This is a genomic window from Bradyrhizobium sp. SZCCHNR1093 (assembly GCF_032381175.1).
Taxonomy (GTDB): domain Bacteria; phylum Pseudomonadota; class Alphaproteobacteria; order Rhizobiales; family Xanthobacteraceae; genus Bradyrhizobium.
Window position 1 is genome coordinate 62,954 of record NZ_JAUHJJ010000015.1, and the last position, 20,960, is coordinate 83,913.

At 64.8% G+C, this 20,960-nt stretch carries 19 protein-coding genes; 6 read left to right on the forward strand and 13 right to left on the reverse strand.

The features are described 5' to 3' along the window. Positions 1-142 precede the first annotated feature (142 nt). The 8 genes from QX070_RS30155 to QX070_RS30190 all read right to left on the reverse strand — a co-directional run bounded on the left by QX070_RS30155 (position 143) and on the right by QX070_RS30190 (position 8,593). Entirely contained in the window at positions 143-466 is a 324-nt protein-coding gene (locus tag QX070_RS30155; protein WP_315740788.1) for a PilZ domain-containing protein, read from the reverse strand. 34 nt (positions 467-500) lie between these two features. Next, entirely contained in the window at positions 501-1,370 is an 870-nt protein-coding gene (locus QX070_RS30160) for a protein-glutamate O-methyltransferase CheR (RefSeq protein WP_315740789.1), read from the reverse strand. Positions 1,371-1,399: 29 nt separating this feature from the next. Continuing rightward, positions 1,400-1,789, reverse strand: a complete 390-nt coding sequence (locus QX070_RS30165) for a response regulator (RefSeq protein WP_315716971.1) — start codon at positions 1,787-1,789, stop codon at positions 1,400-1,402. A 30-nt stretch (positions 1,790-1,819) separates the two neighbouring features. Then, positions 1,820-2,293 carry a chemotaxis protein CheW gene (locus QX070_RS30170; protein ID WP_315740790.1) on the reverse strand — a complete coding sequence of 158 codons (474 nt, stop codon included), beginning with the start codon at positions 2,291-2,293 and terminating at the stop codon, positions 1,820-1,822. A 26-nt stretch (positions 2,294-2,319) separates the two neighbouring features. Then, positions 2,320-5,115, reverse strand: a complete 2,796-nt coding sequence (locus tag QX070_RS30175; protein ID WP_315734104.1) for a hybrid sensor histidine kinase/response regulator — start codon at positions 5,113-5,115, stop codon at positions 2,320-2,322. Positions 5,116-5,373: 258 nt separating this feature from the next. Then, a complete protein-coding gene (flbT, locus tag QX070_RS30180) occupies positions 5,374-5,769 on the reverse strand; it encodes a flagellar biosynthesis repressor FlbT (protein WP_315740791.1) in 396 nt (131 codons plus the stop codon). Between the two features lie 226 nt (positions 5,770-5,995). Further along, positions 5,996-7,546, reverse strand: coding sequence for a flagellin (locus QX070_RS30185; RefSeq protein WP_315740792.1), 1,551 nt, complete (start codon positions 7,544-7,546; stop codon positions 5,996-5,998). 297 nt (positions 7,547-7,843) lie between these two features. Then, positions 7,844-8,593: a histidine kinase dimerization/phospho-acceptor domain-containing protein gene (locus QX070_RS30190; RefSeq protein WP_315740793.1), complete on the reverse strand. Its 750-nt coding sequence runs from the start codon at positions 8,591-8,593 to the stop codon at positions 7,844-7,846. 652 nt (positions 8,594-9,245) lie between these two features. Between QX070_RS30190 and QX070_RS30195 the strand changes: the two genes are divergently transcribed. The 5 genes from QX070_RS30195 (at position 9,246) to QX070_RS30215 (ending at position 14,182) form a co-directional block, all read left to right on the forward strand. Then, positions 9,246-9,968, forward strand: a complete 723-nt coding sequence (locus QX070_RS30195) for a Crp/Fnr family transcriptional regulator (protein ID WP_315740838.1) — start codon at positions 9,246-9,248, stop codon at positions 9,966-9,968. A gap of 244 nt (positions 9,969-10,212) precedes the next feature. Continuing rightward, positions 10,213-10,602 (forward strand): response regulator, encoded by a 390-nt coding sequence (locus QX070_RS30200; protein WP_008968243.1) that lies wholly within the window; start codon positions 10,213-10,215, stop codon positions 10,600-10,602. 223 nt (positions 10,603-10,825) lie between these two features. Next, positions 10,826-11,140 (forward strand): response regulator, encoded by a 315-nt coding sequence (locus QX070_RS30205; protein WP_315740839.1) that lies wholly within the window; start codon positions 10,826-10,828, stop codon positions 11,138-11,140. 6 nt (positions 11,141-11,146) lie between these two features. Then, complete coding sequence (locus QX070_RS30210) at positions 11,147-13,696, forward strand: hybrid sensor histidine kinase/response regulator (protein ID WP_315740794.1); 2,550 nt, start codon at positions 11,147-11,149, stop codon at positions 13,694-13,696. Between the two features lie 240 nt (positions 13,697-13,936). Continuing rightward, positions 13,937-14,182 (forward strand): hypothetical protein, encoded by a 246-nt coding sequence (locus QX070_RS30215; protein ID WP_315740795.1) that lies wholly within the window; start codon positions 13,937-13,939, stop codon positions 14,180-14,182. Positions 14,183-14,309: 127 nt separating this feature from the next. On the opposite strand, the gene QX070_RS30220 is transcribed toward QX070_RS30215, so the two are convergent. After that, a complete protein-coding gene (locus QX070_RS30220) occupies positions 14,310-14,915 on the reverse strand; it encodes a LuxR C-terminal-related transcriptional regulator (protein WP_315740796.1) in 606 nt (201 codons plus the stop codon). A 315-nt stretch (positions 14,916-15,230) separates the two neighbouring features. Here QX070_RS30220 and QX070_RS30225 point away from each other — a divergent pair, with 315 nt between their 5' ends. Beyond that, on the forward strand, positions 15,231-16,382 hold the full coding sequence (locus tag QX070_RS30225; RefSeq protein WP_315740797.1) for a hypothetical protein: 1,152 nt from the start codon (positions 15,231-15,233) through the stop codon (positions 16,380-16,382). Positions 16,383-16,415: 33 nt separating this feature from the next. Here QX070_RS30225 and ipdC read toward each other — a convergent pair whose 3' ends face one another. From ipdC to QX070_RS30245, 4 genes are all read right to left on the reverse strand, one after another. Then, a complete protein-coding gene (gene ipdC / locus QX070_RS30230; RefSeq protein WP_315740798.1) occupies positions 16,416-18,053 on the reverse strand; it encodes an indolepyruvate/phenylpyruvate decarboxylase in 1,638 nt (545 codons plus the stop codon). 156 nt (positions 18,054-18,209) lie between these two features. Continuing rightward, on the reverse strand, positions 18,210-18,401 hold the full coding sequence (locus QX070_RS30235; protein WP_315740799.1) for a hypothetical protein: 192 nt from the start codon (positions 18,399-18,401) through the stop codon (positions 18,210-18,212). A gap of 141 nt (positions 18,402-18,542) precedes the next feature. Next, a complete protein-coding gene (locus tag QX070_RS30240; protein WP_315740800.1) occupies positions 18,543-19,454 on the reverse strand; it encodes an acyl-CoA acyltransferase in 912 nt (303 codons plus the stop codon). A 197-nt stretch (positions 19,455-19,651) separates the two neighbouring features. Then, positions 19,652-20,872 (reverse strand): hypothetical protein, encoded by a 1,221-nt coding sequence (locus QX070_RS30245; RefSeq protein ID WP_315740840.1) that lies wholly within the window; start codon positions 20,870-20,872, stop codon positions 19,652-19,654. Positions 20,873-20,960 lie beyond the last annotated feature (88 nt).

Sequence of the window (20,960 nt, forward strand, 5' to 3'; positions counted from 1 at the left end):
GCGGCGTAAAGCGGTTCTCCGAAAAAAGGCCCCCGGCCTTAGGACTTGCGCAGGATCCAGGGCGACGCGTCTCCTCGTCGCTTCGCGCGCGGAAGCTTCCCGAGCGGTGGGCGCGCAATGCGCCGCGCTGCCGGAAGACGAATTAGTTGACGGTCGTTTCCTGGCCGGCGGAAGCGTTGCCACGCTTCTTCTTGTTCTTTCCCTTGATGAACTGGATGTCCATCTCCGAGCCGTTGACCCGGACCAACTCGCAGCGGCGGTAGGCGAGCCCCGTCGAGGACAGCAGCAGAAAGAACTCCTTCAGGTTCAATCCCTGGATCGATCCTTCGACCGTCAGCACCGCGTCGTTGTCCGAGATGGCGTTGAGCTGGCAGTCCCTGCGCCAGGTCCCGTCGATGCCCATGATGCAGACATCGTAGCCGCGGCTGAAGGTGACGCGCTCCGTCCCTTTGTTCTCGTCAGACATCTTCGCGTCCTGCTCTGTTGGGCTGCGGGAACATCTAGTTGCCCGCGGCCGCGATCCTGGGCATTCCCGGAGCGGGCGCCTTCGCCGCGGAAGCGATCCCGCTCGGGCGATACAGGCCACGCCGGTCCGCGAGCGGCTTGAACACGTCGGTGAGGCCGACGACGGTCTCCGCAGCACCGAGTACGAGGAAGCCGTCCGGCTCCATCTGCTTGGCGAGCCGGCCGAAGATGTTGATCTTGGTGTCCTGATCGAAATAGATCAGCACGTTGCGGCAGAACACGACGTCGAACGTGCCGAGCTGGGAGAAGTCGTGCAGCAGATTGAGCTGCCGATGCTGGACCATGCCGCGCACGTCGGAATTGATCTGCCAGAGCTCGCCTGCCTGCTTGAAATATTTGACCAGAAGCTGGATCGGCAGCCCGCGCTGCACCTCGAACTGGCTGTAGAGACCCGCTTTCGACTTCTCGAGCACTTCCTGGGAGAGATCGGTGGCGATGATCTCGATGCGCCATCCACTGAGCGCAGATCCCATCTCCTTGAGCGACATCGCCAGCGAATACGGCTCCTGGCCGGTCGAGCACGCGGCGCACCAGATCCGGATCGACTTGCGATTGGCGCGGGCCTTGAGGATCTCCGGCATGATCACGTCACGGAAGTGATCGAACGGGACCTTGTCGCGGAAGAAGAACGTCTCGTTGGTCGTCATCGCTTCGACGACCTGACTGATCAGGGCGCTCGACCCGTCCTTCAGCTTCTGGACGAGATCGCTGATGCTGGCGAGACCGGCCTTGCGCGCGAGCGGAAGCAGGCGGCTCTCGATCAGATATTGCTTGTCGGCAGACAGATCGAGACCCGATTTGTCTCGAAGCAGCTTGCGCAGGAACTCATAATCAGGCTGGTTCACGGACGGCCTCTTCTGGGCAGACGAAGGGATCAGGCGGATTCGGCTGACAGCGCCTGGATGAGACCGACTTCCTGGAATTTGGCGGCGACAATCTCTTTGTCGAACGGCTTCATGATGTATTCGTTGGCGCCAGCGTTCAGCGCGCGCGAAATATGATCGATGTCGTTCTCCGTGGTGCAGAACACCACCTTCGGGCCTTCGCCGCCCGGCAGCCGGCGCAGGCGCCCGAGGAAATCATAGCCGTCCATGACGGGCATGTTCCAGTCGAGCAGAATGGCGTCCGGCAGGCTCTTGGTGCAGATCTCGAGCGCCCGCTCGCCATCCTCCGCCTCGACGACGGAGAAGCCCAGCTCCTCCAGGATACGGCGTGCGATCTTGCGCACGACGCTGGAGTCATCCACGACCAGACAGCTCTTCATTGTTGTCTCCCCTATGGGACGGTTGACGGACTAGGCGGCGATTGCTGCCTTCGGCAGGAGCTCGAGCACGCGATCGACATCGAGGATGACCATCAGCTGACCGTCGAGGCGGTGCACGCCGCCGGCGAGCTTCGCCATGCGCGGGTCGAGATTGACCGGGTTCTCCTCCCGGCTCTCCTCGGGCAGCCGCAGCACCTCGCCGATCTGATCGATCAGGAGACCATAGGACTCGCCACGCAGATCGACGCCGACCGCCATCGGCGGCTTGCCGTCCTCGGCGCGGGCGAGGCCGAGCCGCGCCCGCATGTCGACGACGGTCACGATGCGGCCGCGCAGGTTGAGGACGCCGGCGATCTCCGCCGACGACAGCGGCACCCGCGTCACCCGCTCCGGCATGAACACGTCCTGCACCCGGGAGATGGGCAGGCCGAACAGCTGACCGCCGATCATCGCAGTGACGTATTCGACGGCGGCACCCTCGGTGGTTTCGATCTTGCTGCTCATCGCACGCTACTCCTGTCCGCTTGCTGTCACGCGGCCCGCCGGTTGGCTTCGGCGCGCGCCCGTTCCTCGATCTGTTCCTTCAGCGCCGCGATCAGGCCGGGCCGGTCGAACTTGGCGATGTAGTCGTAGAGCCCGGCCTGGCGGCCGCGCTCGATCGCCGCCGGCGACACCAGCGACGACACCGCGATGACCGGCATCTGGTTCAGGTTCTGGTCGGCGCGGATCGCCTCGGTGAACTCGAAGCCGTTCATCTCCGGCATCTCGATGTCGGTGACGACGATGTCGAAGCTGTGCCCGGAACGCAGCGTGGCGAGGCCCTCGATCGCCGACGCCGCCGTGCGCACCTTGTAGCCGGCCGACTTCAACACCGGCGCCAGCATGTTGCGGAAGAACGGCGAGTCGTCGACCAAGAGCACCGACTGCGTCTGCGACTCGGTCGCCATCTCCTTGCGGATGAACCAGTCGGCGAACGCCATCGGCAGGAAGTGGCCGACGTCGATCACTTCCGTCGCCTGGCCCTTGATCACCGCCGAGCCGAGGATGCCGTCCTTGGCGCCGGAGACCTGGATGTTGAGCCGCTCCTCGACGATGTCGATGATCTCGTCGACCACGAGGCCCATCGCCCGGGTCTCGTCGGCGAACACCAGGATCGGCTGCGAGCCCGACGTCTGCACCGACACGCCTTCCATCTGCACCAAGGGCATCAGCTGGTCGCGGTACTGCACCATGTAGCGGCCGTTGGAGATCTCGATCTTGTCGGCCGCGATCTCCTCCAGGCGCGTGACCAGCGCCAGCGGCACCGCCTTGGGCTGCGCCGTGCCGGCGCGGAACACCAGCAGCGAGGTGAGCTGCTCGCCGCCGATCGCGTGATGCGCGGCGTGCTCGTCGGATACCGCCTGCGAGGCCGAACCGGCGGCGCCGAGCGCTTTCGCGATGCCGTTCGGATCGATGATCATGATCACGGCGCCGTCGCCCAGGATGGTGTTGCCCGAGAACATGTCGATGTGACGCAGCTTGGTCGACATCGGCTTGACCACGATTTCCTCGGTGTGGAACACGCAGTCGACCACGATGCCGAAGGTCTGGTTGCCGACCTGCGTCACCACGATGAAGCCGTTCTCCGGATCGGTCGACGAGCCGTCGTCGATCTTCAAGAGCTTCTTCAGATGCATCAGCGGCAGCAGCTTGTTGCGCAAGCGCAGCACCGCGGTGTCCTTGATGCGCTCGATGCGGTGCTCGGAGTTGGCGCGCGCGCGCACCAGCTCGACGACCGACAATTGCGGGATCGCGAAGCGGTCGCCACCGGCTTCGACGATCAGCGCCGAGACGATCGCGAGCGTCAGCGGGATCTTGATGGTGACCGAGGTGCCCTCGCCGAGCACCGACTTGATGTCGATGGTGCCGCCGATCTGGTCGATGTTGGTGCGCACCACGTCCATGCCGACGCCGCGGCCCGAGACCGAGGTGACGGCGGCCGCGGTCGAGAAGCCCGGCTCGAAGATGAACTTGTGGATCTGCGCTTCCGTCATCTTCTCGAGCTCGGCCTCGGTGACGAGGCCGTTCGCCAAGGCCTTGGCCTTGATGCGCTCGGTGTTGAGGCCGCGGCCGTTGTCGGCGATGCAGATGATGATATGGCCGCCTTCATGATAGGCGGACAGCCGGATGGTGCCCTGCTCGGCCTTGCCGGCCGCGGCGCGCTCGGCCATCGTCTCCAGGCCGTGATCGGCGGAGTTGCGCACCATGTGGGTGAGCGGGTCCTTGATCAGGTCGAGCACCTGGCGGTCGAGTTCGGTGTCGGCGCCGTGCATCTCGAGCTCGATCTGCTTGCCGAGCTCGGTGGCGAGGTCGCGGACGATGCGCGGCAGCTTCTGCCAGGCATTGCCGATCGGCTGCATGCGCGTCTTCATGACGCCCTCCTGCAGCTCGGCGGTGACGTTGGACAGCCGCTGCAGCGGCACCTTGAACTCGGTGTCCTCGTTGCGGCGGGCGATCTCGAGCAGCTGGTTGCGCGTCAGCACCAGCTCCGAGACCATCGTCATCAGATGTTCGAGCGTGTCGACGTTGACGCGGATCGACTGGTTGGCGACCTTGTCGTTCTCGTGCACCTCGCCATCGGCATTGGCCTTGGCGCGCGCCGCCTTCTTCGGCGCCTCGGCCCTGGCCTCTGCTTCCGCCTTGGCAGGCCCGGCCTTGGCGACCGGCGCCGGGGCAGCGGCCTTGGGCTCAGGCGCCTTCTCATGCGCGGGCGGCAACTCGATCGCGGTCTCGCGGAAGGCCCGCTCGAGCTCGTCGAGCGATACTTCGCCCGGACGCAGCGGACGCTCCAGCGTCTGGTCGATCAGCGAGCCGTGCGTGACCGCGGGCGCGGCCGGCGCTGCAGGCGCAAGCGGTGGCGCGGTCTCGCCGGCCATCGCGATCGGCTCCGCCGACGCGGCCATTGCCGCCATGCCACGCTCGACCATGGCTTCGAGCTCGCTGATGAGGTCGCGGTCCTCGCCCTCGGGCTCGGCCTCGTTGGCCTCGAGCTGTCCGAGGATGTCCTTGATGCGGTCGATGGTGGTGAGGATCAGCGTCACGGCCTCGCCGGTGACCGGCATGCCGTCGCGGAACTTGCCCATCAGGGTCTCGGCGGCATGCGCCAGCGCTTCGAGCCGCGGCAGGCCGAGGAAGCCGCAGGTCCCCTTGATCGTGTGCACCAGCCGGAAGATGTTATCGAGGATCTTGGCGTTGTTCGGCTCCTGCTCGAACCGCACCAATTGATTATCGACGGTGTCCAGGCTCTCGCTGGTCTCCGTCAGAAACTCACGCAACAGGTCATCCATGAAACTGGCCTTCCAAGAATTGGCGCCGCGGTCACGGGGCGACCGCTGATCCCTGTCAGAGCAACGGTCGGTCCCAGCCTTCACCAGCCGCGCGGATCGATACCCGGCCCTCGCTGACTGGGCTGAACAGACTTTCTGTCCGTGCCATCGTTAGGTGGGGCTTTTATCCGTCCCGTTAATTTTATTGTCCGTGCTAATACGGACGTAGCATCAACCTCTCAGGCTGCGGCGAGCCCGGCCCCTTCGGCGGCCGGAATGTCAAGGCATCGCTTCGGCCGGCGCGACTGCGCGATCCTCTCGCTCGATCAGCGCCCTGATCTCCTTCAGCGCCTTGTACAGCGCTCCTTCCGTGACATGGCGATCCACCGTCTCGGCTTGGCCGGCGGCTTCCGGAATCGCCCTGCGCAACTCGTTCATGCAGGCGAGATAGGACGCGCGATAGCGGATCGCGTCGTTCTTCAGGTACATTGTCTGGACGCAGAGATAGAGGCGCTTGGCCGGCGTATCGGCGGTCTCGGCGGTGACGGTGTCACGTTCGCGGAGTATAGGCGCGTCGCCTTCGACGATGAAGCGGGCGCGCGTGTTCGAATTCACGATGACGCTGTCGCCGATCACGATGCGCTCGAAAGGCTTCAGCTCGACCCGCAGGGGCATGGCCCAACTCTCCTCTCAGAAGGCTCCTCTCGGGAGTCTCCTCTCGGGAGCGGCGTCGTCGGCAGGCTGCATTCGCGTCGACACGACGTTGCTCTCGTGCTCACTGTCCGGCTGATCCGGCGCCGCAGACGCCGAAGCCGAGCGACGTCAATCTTCGAATATTCTAGAGCCGAAAACGGCGGGGCAAGCCCCGCCGCCTCCGATATTCGTGGGTGCCGCCCGCGCCTTAACGCAGGAGCTGCAGCACGCTCGCCTGCGACTGGTTGGCGAGCGACAGCGCGGACACCGCGATCGACTGGCGGGTCGACAGCGCCTGGCTGTTGGCCGCTTCCTCGTTGGTGTCGGCCAGCGTCAGGTTCGACGAGCCGGTCTGCAGCACGTTGATCAGGTTCTTGTTGAAGTCCTGACGAACCTGCACGACCGAGAGGTTCGAACCCAGCGTCGAGGCCTCGTTGCGCAGCGTGGAGCTCGCGGTGGTGAGCACGCCGATGACCTTGTTCGCCGAGCTGTTGTCGAGGAAGTCGGTGCCCGAGGTCAACGTCGAGAGGCCGAGGCCCGCCGAGTTGAACGTGACACCAGTGATCGACAGCGTCGACTTGCCGGTTTCGTTGAAGGTCAGCTTCAGCGTGTCGCCGTTCAGCAGGTTGATGCCGTTGAACGAAGCGTCAGCAGCGGTCGTGTTGATCTGCGCCAGCACGTTGTTGTACTGCGAGACCAGGCTCGCGCGCTGCGTCTGCGCGGTCGCATCCGCCACCGGAGCCGCCGCCGTCAGACCATTGAAGGCCTGGCTGGCCGCAGCCGACGTACCACCGATCGCGCCGATCGTGGCCGAAGCCGCGTCGTTGGTCGTGGTGATCGAGATCTTGCCGGTGGACGAGTCGACCGTGGCCTGCAGGTTGTTGGCTGCGAGCTTGGCGTTGAGATCGTTCAGCGACTTGACCTGTCCTGTCCCTAGACCGAACGTGATGCTGGTCGCGGTGCCACCTCCTGTGGCGCCGACCGTCAAGGTCTGACCTGACAAGCCATCGCCGACGGCAGTCAGCCCGAGCTTGCCCAAGGTGCCGGTGCTGCCCGAGAGCGTCAATCCCGCCGCCGGAGGCGTCAGGGTGATCGCACCCGCGGTGATCGACGCGGTCACGCCGGTCTGGGTCTGGATCGCCGACAGCAGGTTGCTGACGCTGTCGCCGATGCCGATGTTGGTGCCGGACGAGGACGTGCCGGTGACGAAGGTGAAGGTGGTGCCGTTGACGACCAGCGTCTCACCGGAGGTGATGCCGGTGGCGAGGTTGTTCGACGCGGTGCCCGCCGTGCCCGACAGCTTGGTCGAGCCGGTGATCGCCACCGCGCTCGAGGTATTGTCGTTGTTCACGACCGAGCCGGTCACAGCCGTCGAGCTGGAGCCGAGCAGGTCGGTGGCGGTCGCGCCGGTCAGAGCCGCCGAGGTCACGCTCGACTTGGTGGAGTAACCCACCGCGCTCTGCAGAACCTGGTTGGCGATCGACTTGGCGCTGTCGACGAGCTTCTGCAGCGAGGTGATGCCGGTATTGGCGGCCTGCAGCACCTGCACGCCGTTGCCGATGCCGTCGAGCAGATTGGAGATGTCGGAAGCGCGGTTGTCGAGACCCTGGGCGGTGAAGAAGTTGGTCGGATTGTCGAGCGCCGAGTTGACCTTCTTGCCCGTGGAGAGGTTGTTCTGCGTGGTCGCGAGGAGCTGAGCCGTCGACTGGAGCGAGAGCAGGTTCTGGCGAACCGACGCGGAGAGGACGATACCTGACATTGTCATTCCCTTCTGGATGAACATGAGTAAACATCGCCGCACCGTTCTGTCGGCGATGGCGCAGACTGGTCCGCGGAATCCTACCCGTTCGTTAAATTGATCCCGGAACGGCCGCGCGCGGCGTCCGCCACCGCCGTTAATCCTAATTGGCCGCTAATCAGTTCGATCAAATGCGCGCAGACCGCAGAGACTCGCGGTAAAATGGCGCGCTGACACGGCATCGCGGTTGGCGTGCGCCGATGCGCGGCGTGACCGTTAAGGCAGCGCTAACTATGAGCTTTGCGGAAGAGCGGCCGACTACGAGGGGACGCGGTCGGCGCGCGGGAGGACGATCTCGACGCCGGCGGTCCGGCCGCGCGGCTCCTTGAGCTCCAGACGTCCGTTCGAACGCCTGACGAAATCCTCGACCATGCGGATCTCCGAGAAGGCGGGATCGGCCGGAGAGGCATCCGCCGCGCTCACTGACGCCGTCAACACGATCAGCACGTCGGAGGAAATGCCGTCGGCACCCGAGGCGTCCGCACGCATGCGCCTTGCCTCGATGTCGATGCGGCCGCCATGCTCCAATCGATGTCGGGCCCCGATCGCAAGACACAGCAGTGCCGCCATCAGTTGTCCCGGATCGGCGAAGACGGCCGGCACGTCCGCGCCCACCGATGTCGTCACCTCGACCTCGGTGCCCAATGTCGGACGAAGCAGACGAGCGACGTCGATCAGGAGCTCGTTCAACTCCACCGCACATGGCAGCGGCGGCCGGCCTCTTGCGAACGACAGAAGCTGCGAGGTCAATCGAGCGCCACGAGTCGCAGCCTCGTCGATCAGACGCGCGACGGCCGCCAGTTCGGGCTTGTCCTCGACCGCTTCGGCGAGAATGTCGATGGTCCCCGTGATCACGGTGAGAATGTTGTTGAAGTCGTGCAGTAGCCCACCGGCAACCTGACCGACGATCGCCATTCCTGGGTGGATGTCCGGCGTCGCTGCGGCCGGAATGTCTACGCCCGCGCTCGGCAACGACTGGTTGGACCGCTGGTAGGTGGAAGAGGCCATGAATCCTGCATTACCTGTTGGGGGGGGAGGACGGCGGGGCTATCGGGACGCAAACGAACGGACGCCGCTGCAACGTTCAGCTTCGTCTTGGCGCTCAGTCTCATCGCTGACCATCGATCGCGCTCCAGCTGGATGCAGCATCAGGCGGACTCCTGCTCCTGCAATGACGACAACCTCGTCACCGCCAGTCGCAAAGCACCGGCCGATGCCTCCACTCGCGACGAGGGTTGCATCCGACAGAAAAAGATCCGTCAACGAATCAGCGCGCTTATTAGCGATTTTGGCTTCAAGATGTCCGCTGTCAATGCGGCCGCATGCTACGTGGTGTCCGTGCCCGCCGGAGCTGCGGCGGCCGGAGCAAGAAGGAGGCCCGCCGCAAGCGCGTTGCGCTGCTTTCACCAGCCGAGGCCGATGCGTGCCGACTGTATACAACAGCGCGCTATCAGATCAGCACATCGCACACATGTTGATGGCCAAATGCGCAACCGCGCATCCGCGCCCGTCTGCACGACAACGAGCACAGCAGGAACGAATGGCCTTTACTGGGAATATTACCCGTGATTCTTCTTGTCAGCGGATAGGACGCAGTTCTATGGAACCATGAGTGCATTGAGATCTGCGAGGCTCCGTTACTGCAATGCAGGAGATGGCTTTGGACCCCAGCTTGCGTTCTCCGAACGGCTTCCTGTCGTCACTGACCGACGATGACTTCGAGCTGATCCGACCCTATCTGCGGACCGTGGATCTGGTGCAGGACTCCATTCTCGCCGAGGTCGGCGAAAAGCTTTCGCGCATCTACTTTCCTCATCGCGGCGTCATCTCGCTGGTCGTGAACCTCGCGCGCGGAGAGCGTGTTCAGGTGGCGATGATCGGTCGCGATAGTCTCTTCGGAAGCATGTCCCTGCTCGCGGGCGGCGATCCGGTGGTGCTGAACAGCGCGGCGGTCCTCGTTCCCGGTGCTGCATCGGTCGTCGACATCGACAAGGTACGGGCGGCCGCCGAACAGAGCCCCTCGTTTCGCGCGCTGATGTTGCGCCACGCACTCGCCATCTACGTGCAGAGCCAGCAGACCGCCGGTTGCAACGCCGCCCACACCGTCGAGTCACGTCTCGCCCGTTGCCTGCTGCAGACGCATGACCTTTCAGGCGGCAACAAGCTCTACATCACCCAGGAGGCCCTGGCGCAGATGATCGGCGCCCGGCGCAACAGCGTCTCGCTGGTGGCGAGCACGCTGCAGCAGGCGGACTTCATCCACTATAGCCGCGGCCATATCGAGATCATCGATCTGGACGGGCTGAAGAAGACGGCGTGCGAGTGCTACGGTACGGTGAAGGCCCACTACGAGAATCTGGTCCGGCCACGCAGCGTGCCGTGAGCAGGCGTCGTTCCGGCCCTCGCTCGTCGCGCGCCGTTGCCTCGCCGAGCGCCCTTGCCTCCGTACAACTACGGCCCGTGGCATGATCCCCATCGTCGGCACCGCTGGAATTAACGCGCTGTTCAACGGGCGCTGATAATTGTCGACGTGCTGACGAGCGCGAGTTCCAAGAGGCGTCGAATAATCTTCGTGCTGATATACCTCGCCCGTGTTCGGCTTTTGACCAAACGCGCGGAGTAATGACATGGCCTTTGATCTGTCGATGCCGATCCTGGTGGTCGATGACTACGCCACTATGATCCGGATCATCCGCAACCTGCTGAAGCAGCTCGGATTTGAGAACGTCGACGACGCCAGCGACGGATCGGCCGCGCTCTCGAAGATGCAGGCGAAGAAGTACGGTCTGGTGATCTCCGACTGGAACATGGAACCGATGACCGGCTACGACCTGCTCCGGGAGGTGCGCGCCAGCCCGGAGCTGTCGAAGACCCCGTTCATCATGATCACAGCCGAGTCGAAGACCGAAAACGTCATCGCCGCCAAGAAGGCCGGCGTGAGCAACTACATCGTCAAGCCGTTCAATGCGGCGACGCTCAAGACCAAGATGGAAGCCGTGTTCGGCCCGGCCGAATAGCCGAGCTCCCTGGGAATGTCCTGCGCGGCGGCCGGACCGGTGTTCGGCCGCTTTCTCTTTGGCGGGCGAACTCCGCGTGGTTGACGACGGCAGGACGCATACATCGCCGTGCCCTCCCCGTAGTCGTACGGAAACCAAAATTTACGAGGGGGTCAGAGCCGGCCGATAGACATAATCCTGCTTGCCGATGACCGCGTCAGGGTGGCAACGGGACAGGGAATTCATGCGCAACGACCTCCTCGTGATCGAAGATGCCGCCGTGCATCTGTCCATCTTGCGAAAGATCGCAGCACAGGCCGGCTTCAACACGACGGACGTGAGCCCGGTCGACGCAGCCTCGATCGTCCTGCAGAAGAGGAACTTGGACTGCGTCATGCCGGACCTCTCGCTGGACAACCGCCCCGGCACCGAGGTTCTCGAGCTGAACATAGATCCTCCCTTCTCGAAGCCGATCGATCTGATGCGGCTCCGGCAGACTCTGAAGCAGATCGCGCAGGAGACCGATTGCCGGCGGCTGGTCAGAGCGGCGGGCTGGTAGCAGGCGATGAGCAACAAGAAACGCTTTCTGGGAGCGCCTGCAGCGATCGCGCTGATCCTCATCTGCGTCATTGCCGGCAGCAACCTGTTCTTCCTCACCAATCTGCGCGAGAACGCGCTTCAGCACGCCGAGGAAGATCTCAGCCGCCATAGCCTCACGCTTGCAGAGAACGCCGACCGCTCGGTGAAATCGGTCGACCTCGTGCTCACCAGCGTGCGCGACTACCTGGTGCGCGGCGGCGCCATCGACGCTGCGGCGTTTCGCAAGGTCGCGTCAGACCATCAGACCCACCTCCTGCTCAAGGAGAAAATCGCAGGACTGCCGCAGATCGATGCGGTGACGCTGATCGACGCACAAGGCGGGCTCCTGAACTTCTCGCGCTACTGGCCGATCCCGGACGTCAACATCGCCGACCGCGACTATTTCAAGGCGCTGAAGGCCGACCCTGCACTGCGGACCTTCCTCAGCACGCCGGTTCAGAATCGCGGCGACGGCACCTGGAACATCTATTTTGCCCGCCGGCTCGACGATTCCAATGGCGAGTTCATGGGCATGATGCTCGGCGCCATGTCCGTGCCCTATCTGGAGAACTTCTTCGGCTCCACCGCGCAGGGTCTCGATGCCGCGGTGTCGCTGATCCGCGAGGACGGTACGCTGCTCGCGCATTTTCCGCCCACGAGCGAGATCGGCAAGCCGACCTCCGGCTTCGGTCAGCGCGCACTGTCGGCCGGCGGCGTGCTGCGCGAACCCTCCGCACGAACCGGCGAGATGCGCCTGCGGGCGGCAAAGATGCTGCCGAACTATCCCGCGATGATCGTGGTGTCGGTGTTCGAGCACGACGTCCTGAAGGCCTGGCGCGACATGGCGACGCTTCTGGTCATCGTGTCCCTGGTGAGCGCGATGGCCGTGTTCGCGGCCGCCGTCCTGATCTCCCGCTGGTGGGAACGCCACGAGCACCTGATCGAGGCCGCCGAGGCCGCGAACGCGGCGAAGTCCACTTTCGTCGCGATGATGAGCCACGAGATCCGCACGCCGATGAACGCGGTGCTCGGCCTCGCCACGACGCTGCTGGAGACCAATCTCGATCCCGAGCAGCGCCGCTCGGTGGTGGCGATCCACAATGCCGGCGACAATCTGCTCGAGATCCTCAACGACATTCTCGACTTCTCCAAGCTCGAATCCGGCCAGCTCTCGCTCGAGGACATCGCGTTCTCCGCCGAGGCCCTGGTCCACAACACGCTGAGCATCATCGGTCCGCGGGCTTCCGCCAAGGACCTGAAGCTGAGGAGCGTCAGCGACCCGGCCGTGCCGCCGGCGCTGGTCGGCGACGCCGGCCGCATTCGCCAGATCCTGCTCAACCTGGTGTCCAACGCGGTCAAGTTCACCTCGTCCGGCGAAGTGGTCGCCACGACGCGCTGCATCGAGAAGGATGACGAGAAGGCGACGGTGGAATGGACGGTGACCGACACCGGCATCGGCATTGCCGCCGACAAGATCGGCTCGCTGTTCGCGAACTTCGTCCAGGCCGACAATTCGATCAGCCGCCGGTTCGGCGGCTCCGGACTCGGGCTGGCGATCTGCAAGCGCCTGATCGAGCAGATGGGGGGTGACATCAAGGTCACCTCGACGCTGGGCAGCGGATCCACCTTCTCGTTCCGCCTGACGCTGCCGATTGCCGAGACCATCGCGGTGCCAGAGCAGAACGACGACGGCATCTACACCTCGCTGCAGAACCGGATCGCGGCGTTCGGCCGGCCGCTGCGCGTTCTCGTGGTCGACGACAATCCGACCAATCGCCTGGTCGCGACCAAGATGCTCAAGGATTTCGACATCCAGACCGACACGGCCTGCGACGGCGCCGAGGCCGTCACCGCCGCCAGCCGCTTCAACTACGACCTGATCCTGATGGACGTCCGCATGCCGGAGATGGACGGCTTCCAGGCAACCCGGACCATTCGCGCGCGAGGCGAGCGCCGTTCCAACGTGCCGATCATCGCCTTCACGGCGAACGCCTTCATGGAGGATATTCGGGCCTGCCGGGAAGCCGGGATGAACGACTTCGTCGTCAAGCCGGCCCGCAAGAAAGCGCTCGTGGAAGCCATCCTGCGCGTGCTGCCCCTGCCCGTGCCGGTGCTGGACACCGTGGCGTCAGACGCCCCGCTGGTGCCGGCCCAGCCGGATGCCAGGGCCGCCGACATTGCCGCCGACACCGAAATTGCTCCCGAAGCCGCGCTCGACCGCGAAGCCTATGCCGAGCTGGTCGGCGAGATCGGAGACGAGGCCGCGGAGGAGATCCGCGACGTGTTCTTCAGCGAGACGGATGCGCGGCTGAAGCAGCTCCGCCAGCTGACGCTCGGCGGCGAGCGCATCAAGATCGGCCGCGAGGCGCATTCGCTGAAGAGCGCAGCCGGAACCTTCGGGTACCGCCGGCTTGCGGCCTACGCGCTCGCGCTGGAGAAGAGCGCGCCACGCCTGTCCGCCAAGGAGTATGCCGAGCTGCTCGACAACATCGAGGCCGCCTACGCCGCCGCCCGCGCCCAGGAGCTGCAATATTGAAGCGAGGGAGGCCGCAGGCCTCCATGGCGCAATCCGATCTGCGCGGCGTCTCGCACGCCGCACCGCCGCGACGGGCTCGGACGACCGAGATGGCAAACGAGACCTTCACGACGCGGATTCGCTGAACCTGATCTTCATATTCCCTTACAATAAGTTGACGCCGTACTTCTACGGCTCACGATTTTCACAATCAACTAATCATGAGCTGCGAGACTCGGGGTCACATAGGAGATGTGTCCCATGTTTACTTTTGAAACCGCCGACCAGAAGGAAGTCAGGCGTTTCCGAATTGCGCAGTTCAACGGCCGGACCGCGACCGTGAAATCCGGCGGATCGACGATCACCGGCCACGTCCGTTCAGTCATGGAGAACGAAGCGAGCGTACCGCCGCGCTGGACCATTACGATCGTGCCGGCACCGCCCAAGGCGCAGGCGCCGCTGCGCCCGACCTCCCGGGTTCGCCCCTTCGCCGAGGATTATTTCTGACAGCACGGACGTCCGCGTCCCGCTCAGCGCGTTCGACCGAGCCGGTCGGACGCCGATCTTCATTGCCTGCAGCGCGGGGCACCGCGGGGGTCGAAAGCGCGAGCGCGGCATTCGCGCTCGTCCGCCGTCATCCGATCTGGTTGAGAAGTGCTGCGCGAACGAGTTCGGCTGTGTTGCGCGCGCCAACCTTGCGCATGGCCTCGGCGCGATGGCTCTCGAAGGTGCGGGGGCTGATGCCCATGCGCAAGGCGCCCTCCTTGTTCGAATGCCCCTCACTGATCAGCTTGAGGACCTCGTGTTCGCGCGGGGTCAGCGACTTGCTGGCCCGGCCGGGTGGTCGTGCGGGCGCCGTGCCCTGCTCGTGAGCCGGCACCGTCCGCGACAGCGGTCTTAACTGCCCGTGCGCGCCGGACATCTGGTTGACCAGGGCGCAGATCCGCTCGGTCTGCAGCAACGCGTTGTCGACGACCACCTGAACATGCCGGCGCTCGCCGGGCGTCCTGGCGATCTCGTCGCTGCGCTGCTTGATTTCCTCCATGTAGAGCATCAGGGCGGTGAGCGAACCGTTCAGCTGACGCGCCAAAGCGAGCGTGCCCTGGTCGTCGTGACGTGCCATCGCGAGCGGCGCAGATGTGCCGGAACGGGTCGCCAGGAGGTCCGGGTCGTTAACTCCTTGGCCGCCCGGAGCAGGTGCGGCGTGAGCGTCGGAAAGGCTGTTGTTCAGCTGTGCCATGCCTCATTCTGACGCGGCGGCAACTTTAACATGGTTAATTATACCGTCCGTAGCAATACGGGATTTTTCCCGGCAACTCGCGCAACCGCCGCTAATTTTCCCAAAAGTTACAATCTGAAATGGTTAAGCCGGGCGTGATGCCGTGCTTCGGGAGACCCGTCCCCGGCGCGTGCCGCGACGCCTGTCCACGATGTCGTGCAATGCTACGATTGTTTACTGACATTAATTTCGCACCAACTGTTTCGTGCTTCGATGAGCTCCGTGCTCGTCCGTGGAGACGAGCGACCTTGACATATAGCTGACAGCCTGACGCCAATGGGACCGGTCGACCGGATCTGGGAATTCCTGCAGCGGTTGTCACCGCTGACACGAAGCTGTCTGCTCAGCGAGCTCGAACGGCTGGAGCTGAGCGGCGTCGACATGCCGGGATCCGCCGACCTCCAGGCCCGGCTGCGCGCCGAGATCCGCAACAACAATGGCGCCGGCGGCCACCGCACCATCAATCCTTCGCGCTACTTCTTCATGCCCGTCGAGCAGCTTCTCATCGACGGTTCGCCGGAGCACGCCAATGAGGGCCGCATTGCCCGCGGCTCCCTCACGCCGATCTGGGAATGGATCTCGCGCGATTTGCTGCCGACCATGGCGCGAGACTACAACGCGCAGATGAAGGACCTGATCGCCGGGGACAAGCAGCGCGAGATCCGCCAGGTCGCGAGCGCGTTCCAGACCAAGGTGACGAAGTCGCTGGAAGGCACGTTGGCGCGCGCCGAGGGCATCGAGCAGGTCCGCAGCAAGCTGAAGGCCTATACGGCCTCGCCGTCGGTGTTCGACGACGTCGTCAAGCTGTTGAAGGCGCTGCGCGCCCGCGAGGAACTCGCTAAGTTCGCCGATTCGCTGCCGGACCGGATCGTTGAGTTCGACGATCCGCAGGTGAAGAAGATGGTGCTGCTGCTCGATGCGCTGCGCAAGAGGCAGCCGGAAGCCGTGCCCTTTGCGTTGACGCTGGTCGCCAAGCGTCTGAAGGAGCCCTGGCAGGTGTTGCGGCTGGCGACCAAGGCGGCGCGCTCGAAGAACGTCGCGGATGTCATCGCGGCGCCCTACGCCATGACCGTGCCGATGGTGCTCGATCAGCTCGAGGACAAGCGGCTCGCGCTTCGTGTCGCGTTGAAGAACAACCGCGTCGTGACCGCCAAGGAAATCCTCACCAGCATCTATGACATCGAGTATGCGATCCAGGTCCGCATCGATCGCATCGACGAGTCCGAGTGGGGCACGCGCCTGAACGCCATCATGGCCAATACCGACAGAATGGTGCAGGCCGAGGTCAAGCGCTTCCCCGCAGAAGTTGGGCACGTGCTCGGCTCCAACAGGCTGCGCAGCCATCGCTCGTTCGGCGGCCGCCTCACCTATTTCGCCTGGAAGGGCCGTGACGCGATCAAGACGGTGCTGCGGTCGGCAACCGGTTGACGGCCGTGCGTTCAGAGCGCCCTTCCGGCCATCCTAGCCCTGAGCCATGCGCTCGCGCGCCGACTTGAATCCTGCCACGAAGCGCGCCAGCGTGTCCGAGGTCTTGCCGCGCGGCAGCATCACTTCGATCAGCGAGAAGCGTCCGCGCCGATGCACCGCGCGCTCCAACGCAGCGACGAGCTCGCTCCGGGTGGCGACGCGCTCGCCGGTGCCGCCGATGGAATTGGCGATGTCAGCATAGTGCCAGTCATCGAGATCGTTGAACCGCGACTCCGGCTGGAACACGCGCAGCATTTCCCAACTGCAATTGTTGAACAGCACGACGATCGGATCGAGGCCGTAGCGGCGACAGTTGCCGAGCTCCCATCCGGTCATCTGGAATGCGCCGTCGCCAACCAGGATCAGCGGACGAAGGCCGGTCGCGGCCACGCCGATGCCGGCCGGCACGCCGAAGCCCATCCCTGCGTAGTAGCCCGGCGCAGCCAGCGCCGTATTGTCGATCTCCATCGCGGTGAACAGGCAGTCGCCGATATCGGAAGTCATCGGCATCCGGCCATGGCGATCGAACATGTCGTTGATCGCGGTCGCGATGTCCGAAGGCGCGATCGGCGCGCCATCGGCCGCGAGACCGCGCGGATAGGCCGAGCGCTGCCGCGGCAGGCCGGACGCCGCGGCCCGCGGCGTCGCACGCTCGTCGAGCGCATCGATCAGATCGCCGAGCGGCATGTCGCGATAGGCGTGATGGCCGATCTGGACCTCACGGCTGGCGGCCAGGATCATGCGGCGCGGGTCCGGCGCCCGGTTGGACAGCGCGAAATTGGTGTCCGACAGGATGACGCCCAGCATCAGCACGAGATCAGCATTCTCGACCAGCTCCGTGATCGCCGGGTTGCCCGCGGCGCCAAGATAGGTGCCGGCGACGACATCGTCGGCCCTGTCGAGCAGGCCGCGGCCCATGAAGGTCGTCACCAGCGGCAGGCCCAGCTTGCGCGCGAGCGCGGCGATCCTGTCCTCGACGCCGTAGCGCCGGATTTCGACGTCGACGACGATCACGGGACGCTCCGCCTGCGCGATGCGGGCGAGGATCTCCTCGACGCATTCGTCGAGCGCCTCGCGGCTGGCCCGCCGCGGCGGCAGCGGCACCACCGGCTCGACCTCGGCATCGACCATGTCGCGCGGAAATTCGAGATAGACCGGCAGCGACATCTCCTTCGCGCTGCGCAGCACGCGCGCAATCTGGGCCGGCGCGGTGGCCGGATCGGTCAGCACCGCCTGATCGCAGGTGATCTCCTTGAACACCGCGAGCTGCGTGTCGACGGTGCGGGCCTGGTGGTGTAGCAGAAAACCGGAGACGCGCTCACGCGCGCCGGGCGCGCCCGCGATCACCACGACCGGCGAGCGTTCGGCATAGGCGCCGGCGACCGCGTTCACGACGTTGAAGGCGCCGGCGCCATAGGTGACGACGGCGACGCCGAGGCCGCCATGATAGCGTGCGGCCGCATCCGCGGCGAAGCCGACCGCCGGCTCATGGCTCAGCGTGACGCTCGGCAGGATGTTGCTCTCCTCGATGACCTTGAACAGCGGCAGCACGAAGTCGCCGGGAATGCCAAAGATCTCGCGGGCGCCGTGGTCCTTCAGGGCGGCAAGCAGCGCATGGGCAAGAGCAGGCATCCGGATCCCCTGAGCGTGGCGTGACGTTCAGCCGGTGCTACACGATGAGGGGCGGACTGCCAACCGCCGGCCGTTCGGTCTGCGAGCCGTACCGTCCGGATTGCCCCGTCCAAACTTCATGCTGGAGCGGCAAGGCCCGAGCTCACCCGCGCCACATCAGTTCGCCGTCAGCCGCAGAACCTGGGCGGAGGGTGCAACGCCATGCGGGACGGCAAGCGTAACCGTGAACAGGATGGCGACTGCCATGATCATGCAGAGCTTCATCATGACCGTCCTGCGATCGGTGATCGGCAGGAACAGGAAGAACAGCAGCATCGCCGCCAGCGCGAGTTCGAAAATGTAAGACATGGATGACCACCTCCGTTGCCAGGAGGATGGCGCAGGCCGGAAGCCCAGACTGTGCGTGCCGTCACATCGGTCCCATAGACCACGCGAGCCAGTATCCCGGCCGCCGCAGCGGGACCATGCAACCCAATCGATTGCCACCTCTCAGCCGTCGAACAGCGCGGCCTCGGTAAAGGCGAGATCGCCGAGACGCGGCGGATGCGGACCCTTGGCATATTTGCGTCCGCGCTTGTCCGAGTACCAGCCGGCCAGCCCGGCAACGGGCTCGTTCGCATCGAGCCGCACCAGCAGGCCGCCCCGCCGCAGCAGGAACCGGCCGATGTTGCCGGCCAAGCGCACGAGGTCGGCGACATCCCGGCAATACAGCAGGCGATACACCGGCAGCGCGTTCATCACCCGGTGCTTCTGAAACACGAACGGATACGCCGCATCGGCCTCGCGCGCGACGAGACTGAGACACCCCCATTGCGCATGCTGCCGCAACAGATCGGCCGCGTCGGGAGAGAGCCCATGCACATGGTCCTCGGAGAATTCTTCGATACGGACATCCGAGCGCGATCGCGACAGGGCCAGCGCGGCGTAGACCTGTCCCTTGCAGTAGACCGAAAAGCCCTGAGCCTCGACCTGTGGCCAAGTGTGCGGGGCCGGCGTGATGTTGAAATAAGTCACCGTCTTGTCGCGCGTCGCCGCGCGCACCAGCATCGAGCTGAAGGCACGGAACGCCGGCTCGACATACCAGCTCGAGACATTGGCCCTGACGATCGGCTTACCGCCGCTGTGGAGCTCGGAGAACAGCAGCAGGATCACGCCGACGGGAACGCCGCCATGGTCGAGACAATAGCCGAATGCCGGAAAGCCGGCCGGCCGCGGGCGCGCCGCGTGACGTTCGAGTCCGCGCAGCCAATAGGCCTCGCTGCGGAAGGCGAATCCGCGCGTCAGCAGCGCAGCGACCGCCGGCAGATCCGCCGTGCGGATCTCTCGGATGCGAACCCCGGTCACGGCCTGCGCCGGCACCGGCTTGTCGTTCGCAATCTCGGCCTTTTTGATCGGCTGCATTCCAGCATCACCCGAGAGAGGTCCAGCGCGTCACCCGTCGCGCGGCGGGATTGTCGTGGCTGCAATTATCGTAAAAAGGTCAGGTGGCAGTGAACCACGTCGCGCTGGCCTTACTTTTCAGTTAACGGGATTCGCGAACCACATCGAGATGTTGTCACTCGCCCCCTCACGGGGACCTTCGCGACTGGCGTCGTCACTCACGGCCGCGGCACGCGAAACATGTAGGTTTCATCGGCATTGAGGCCGTCGACGAAGAAACGTCCGGGCTTTGCCTCGATCTGGCGCCGCAGCCCATCCCAGCCCCAGACCTCGAGGCTGCGCGTCCATGCGGGCAGCTCGAGCTCGACCGCGCGGCCGGGCCGGTCGGTCCAGCCGGCAATGTTCTGCCACACGATCAAATCGGCATCCGGTCCGCGCAGCGTGTACAGCGCCAGCCGCCGGTCGATGGACACGATCCTCATGTGACCGGCGAGCTGCAGCACCGTCTTCACCACGAGGCTGCGCGCCTCCGGGGTCCAGGGATCCTTGCCCGTCGCCATTGCATAGGCCACACCGTCGACATCGGGCGTGTCGCCGAGATTCCAAGGAAACGCCAGCATGGACACCGGCATGCTGCCATCCTTGCCGACCACCGCAAGCTGGTCCCAGATCGCATTGAGAAACAGTCTCGCCGCGTCCGGCTCGCTATCCCATGCGCCGGCCCGCGCGACGTTGAACTCGGTTGCGTAGAAGTTGATGTCGCGGCTCAGCCCCATCGCCTGCTTGATGCGGTCGAAGCAGGTCTGCACCGAGAACTCGCGGCCGCGGGTCATCGGATACCATTTATCATGGTAGTAGGTATGCAGGTCGATGCCATCGAGACGGCCGTCCTCGAGCAGATCGGCGATCACCGGACCGTAGCCGCGCAACGTCGCATCGCCATGCGAGTTGCAGGTGGCAAAGCCGCCGGGAACGACCCGCAGCTTGGGGTCGACGCTGTGAACACCGTCGGCAAGCCCGGCTAGCGCGTCGTGATAGTCCCGGCGCGGGATCGTGGCCTGCACGTCGGGCTCGTTGATCGCGCTGAAGACGGTTGCGCCCCAATCGGGAAAGCCGTTCTCGCGGCCCCAATCGCCATCGGGACGGAAACGTCTCGCCATCGCCTGCCCGGCGGCGAACCAGTCCTGATAGGATCCGATCGGCTGCGGCGGATCCAACCTCTGATAGCTGCCTTCGTACTCCAGCAGGATCAGCGGCATGATACCGTTCTTGTGCGCCTCCAGCATGGCGGCATCGAAGTCGTGCGGCGTGGGCACCCGCGCCAGCGTCCGCCAGCCGTAGGAGTCCATTCGTCCCATCCTGGCACCGACGCCGTGCAGCGCCTGATAGATCTGCGTGCTCTTGCCGGCCAGATGCGTGACCAGATTGCCGCCGCCGATGCGCTCGTCGATCCGCAACGCCGAGGCGTTCGTATCGTTGGCGCGAACGGCGCTCGACCATGGCGACGTGACAAACGTTAACAGGGCT

Coding starts and splice junctions, on each gene's coding strand:
- QX070_RS30155 (WP_315740788.1), bottom strand. CDS start 466: ATGTCTGACGAGAACAAAGGGACGGAGCGCGTCACCTTCAGCCGCGGC.
- QX070_RS30165 (WP_315716971.1), bottom strand. CDS start 1,789: ATGAAGAGCTGTCTGGTCGTGGATGACTCCAGCGTCGTGCGCAAGATC.
- QX070_RS30170 (WP_315740790.1), bottom strand. CDS start 2,293: ATGAGCAGCAAGATCGAAACCACCGAGGGTGCCGCCGTCGAATACGTC.
- QX070_RS30175 (WP_315734104.1), bottom strand. CDS start 5,115: ATGGATGACCTGTTGCGTGAGTTTCTGACGGAGACCAGCGAGAGCCTG.
- flbT (WP_315740791.1), bottom strand. CDS start 5,769: ATGCCCCTGCGGGTCGAGCTGAAGCCTTTCGAGCGCATCGTGATCGGC.
- QX070_RS30185 (WP_315740792.1), bottom strand. CDS start 7,546: ATGTCAGGTATCGTCCTCTCCGCGTCGGTTCGCCAGAACCTGCTCTCG.
- QX070_RS30190 (WP_315740793.1), bottom strand. CDS start 8,593: ATGGCCTCTTCCACCTACCAGCGGTCCAACCAGTCGTTGCCGAGCGCG.
- QX070_RS30200 (WP_008968243.1), top strand. CDS start 10,213: ATGGCCTTTGATCTGTCGATGCCGATCCTGGTGGTCGATGACTACGCC.
- QX070_RS30205 (WP_315740839.1), top strand. CDS start 10,826: ATGCGCAACGACCTCCTCGTGATCGAAGATGCCGCCGTGCATCTGTCC.
- QX070_RS30210 (WP_315740794.1), top strand. CDS start 11,147: ATGAGCAACAAGAAACGCTTTCTGGGAGCGCCTGCAGCGATCGCGCTG.
- QX070_RS30215 (WP_315740795.1), top strand. CDS start 13,937: ATGTTTACTTTTGAAACCGCCGACCAGAAGGAAGTCAGGCGTTTCCGA.
- QX070_RS30220 (WP_315740796.1), bottom strand. CDS start 14,915: ATGGCACAGCTGAACAACAGCCTTTCCGACGCTCACGCCGCACCTGCT.
- QX070_RS30225 (WP_315740797.1), top strand. CDS start 15,231: ATGGGACCGGTCGACCGGATCTGGGAATTCCTGCAGCGGTTGTCACCG.
- ipdC (WP_315740798.1), bottom strand. CDS start 18,053: ATGCCTGCTCTTGCCCATGCGCTGCTTGCCGCCCTGAAGGACCACGGC.
- QX070_RS30235 (WP_315740799.1), bottom strand. CDS start 18,401: ATGTCTTACATTTTCGAACTCGCGCTGGCGGCGATGCTGCTGTTCTTC.
- QX070_RS30240 (WP_315740800.1), bottom strand. CDS start 19,454: ATGCAGCCGATCAAAAAGGCCGAGATTGCGAACGACAAGCCGGTGCCG.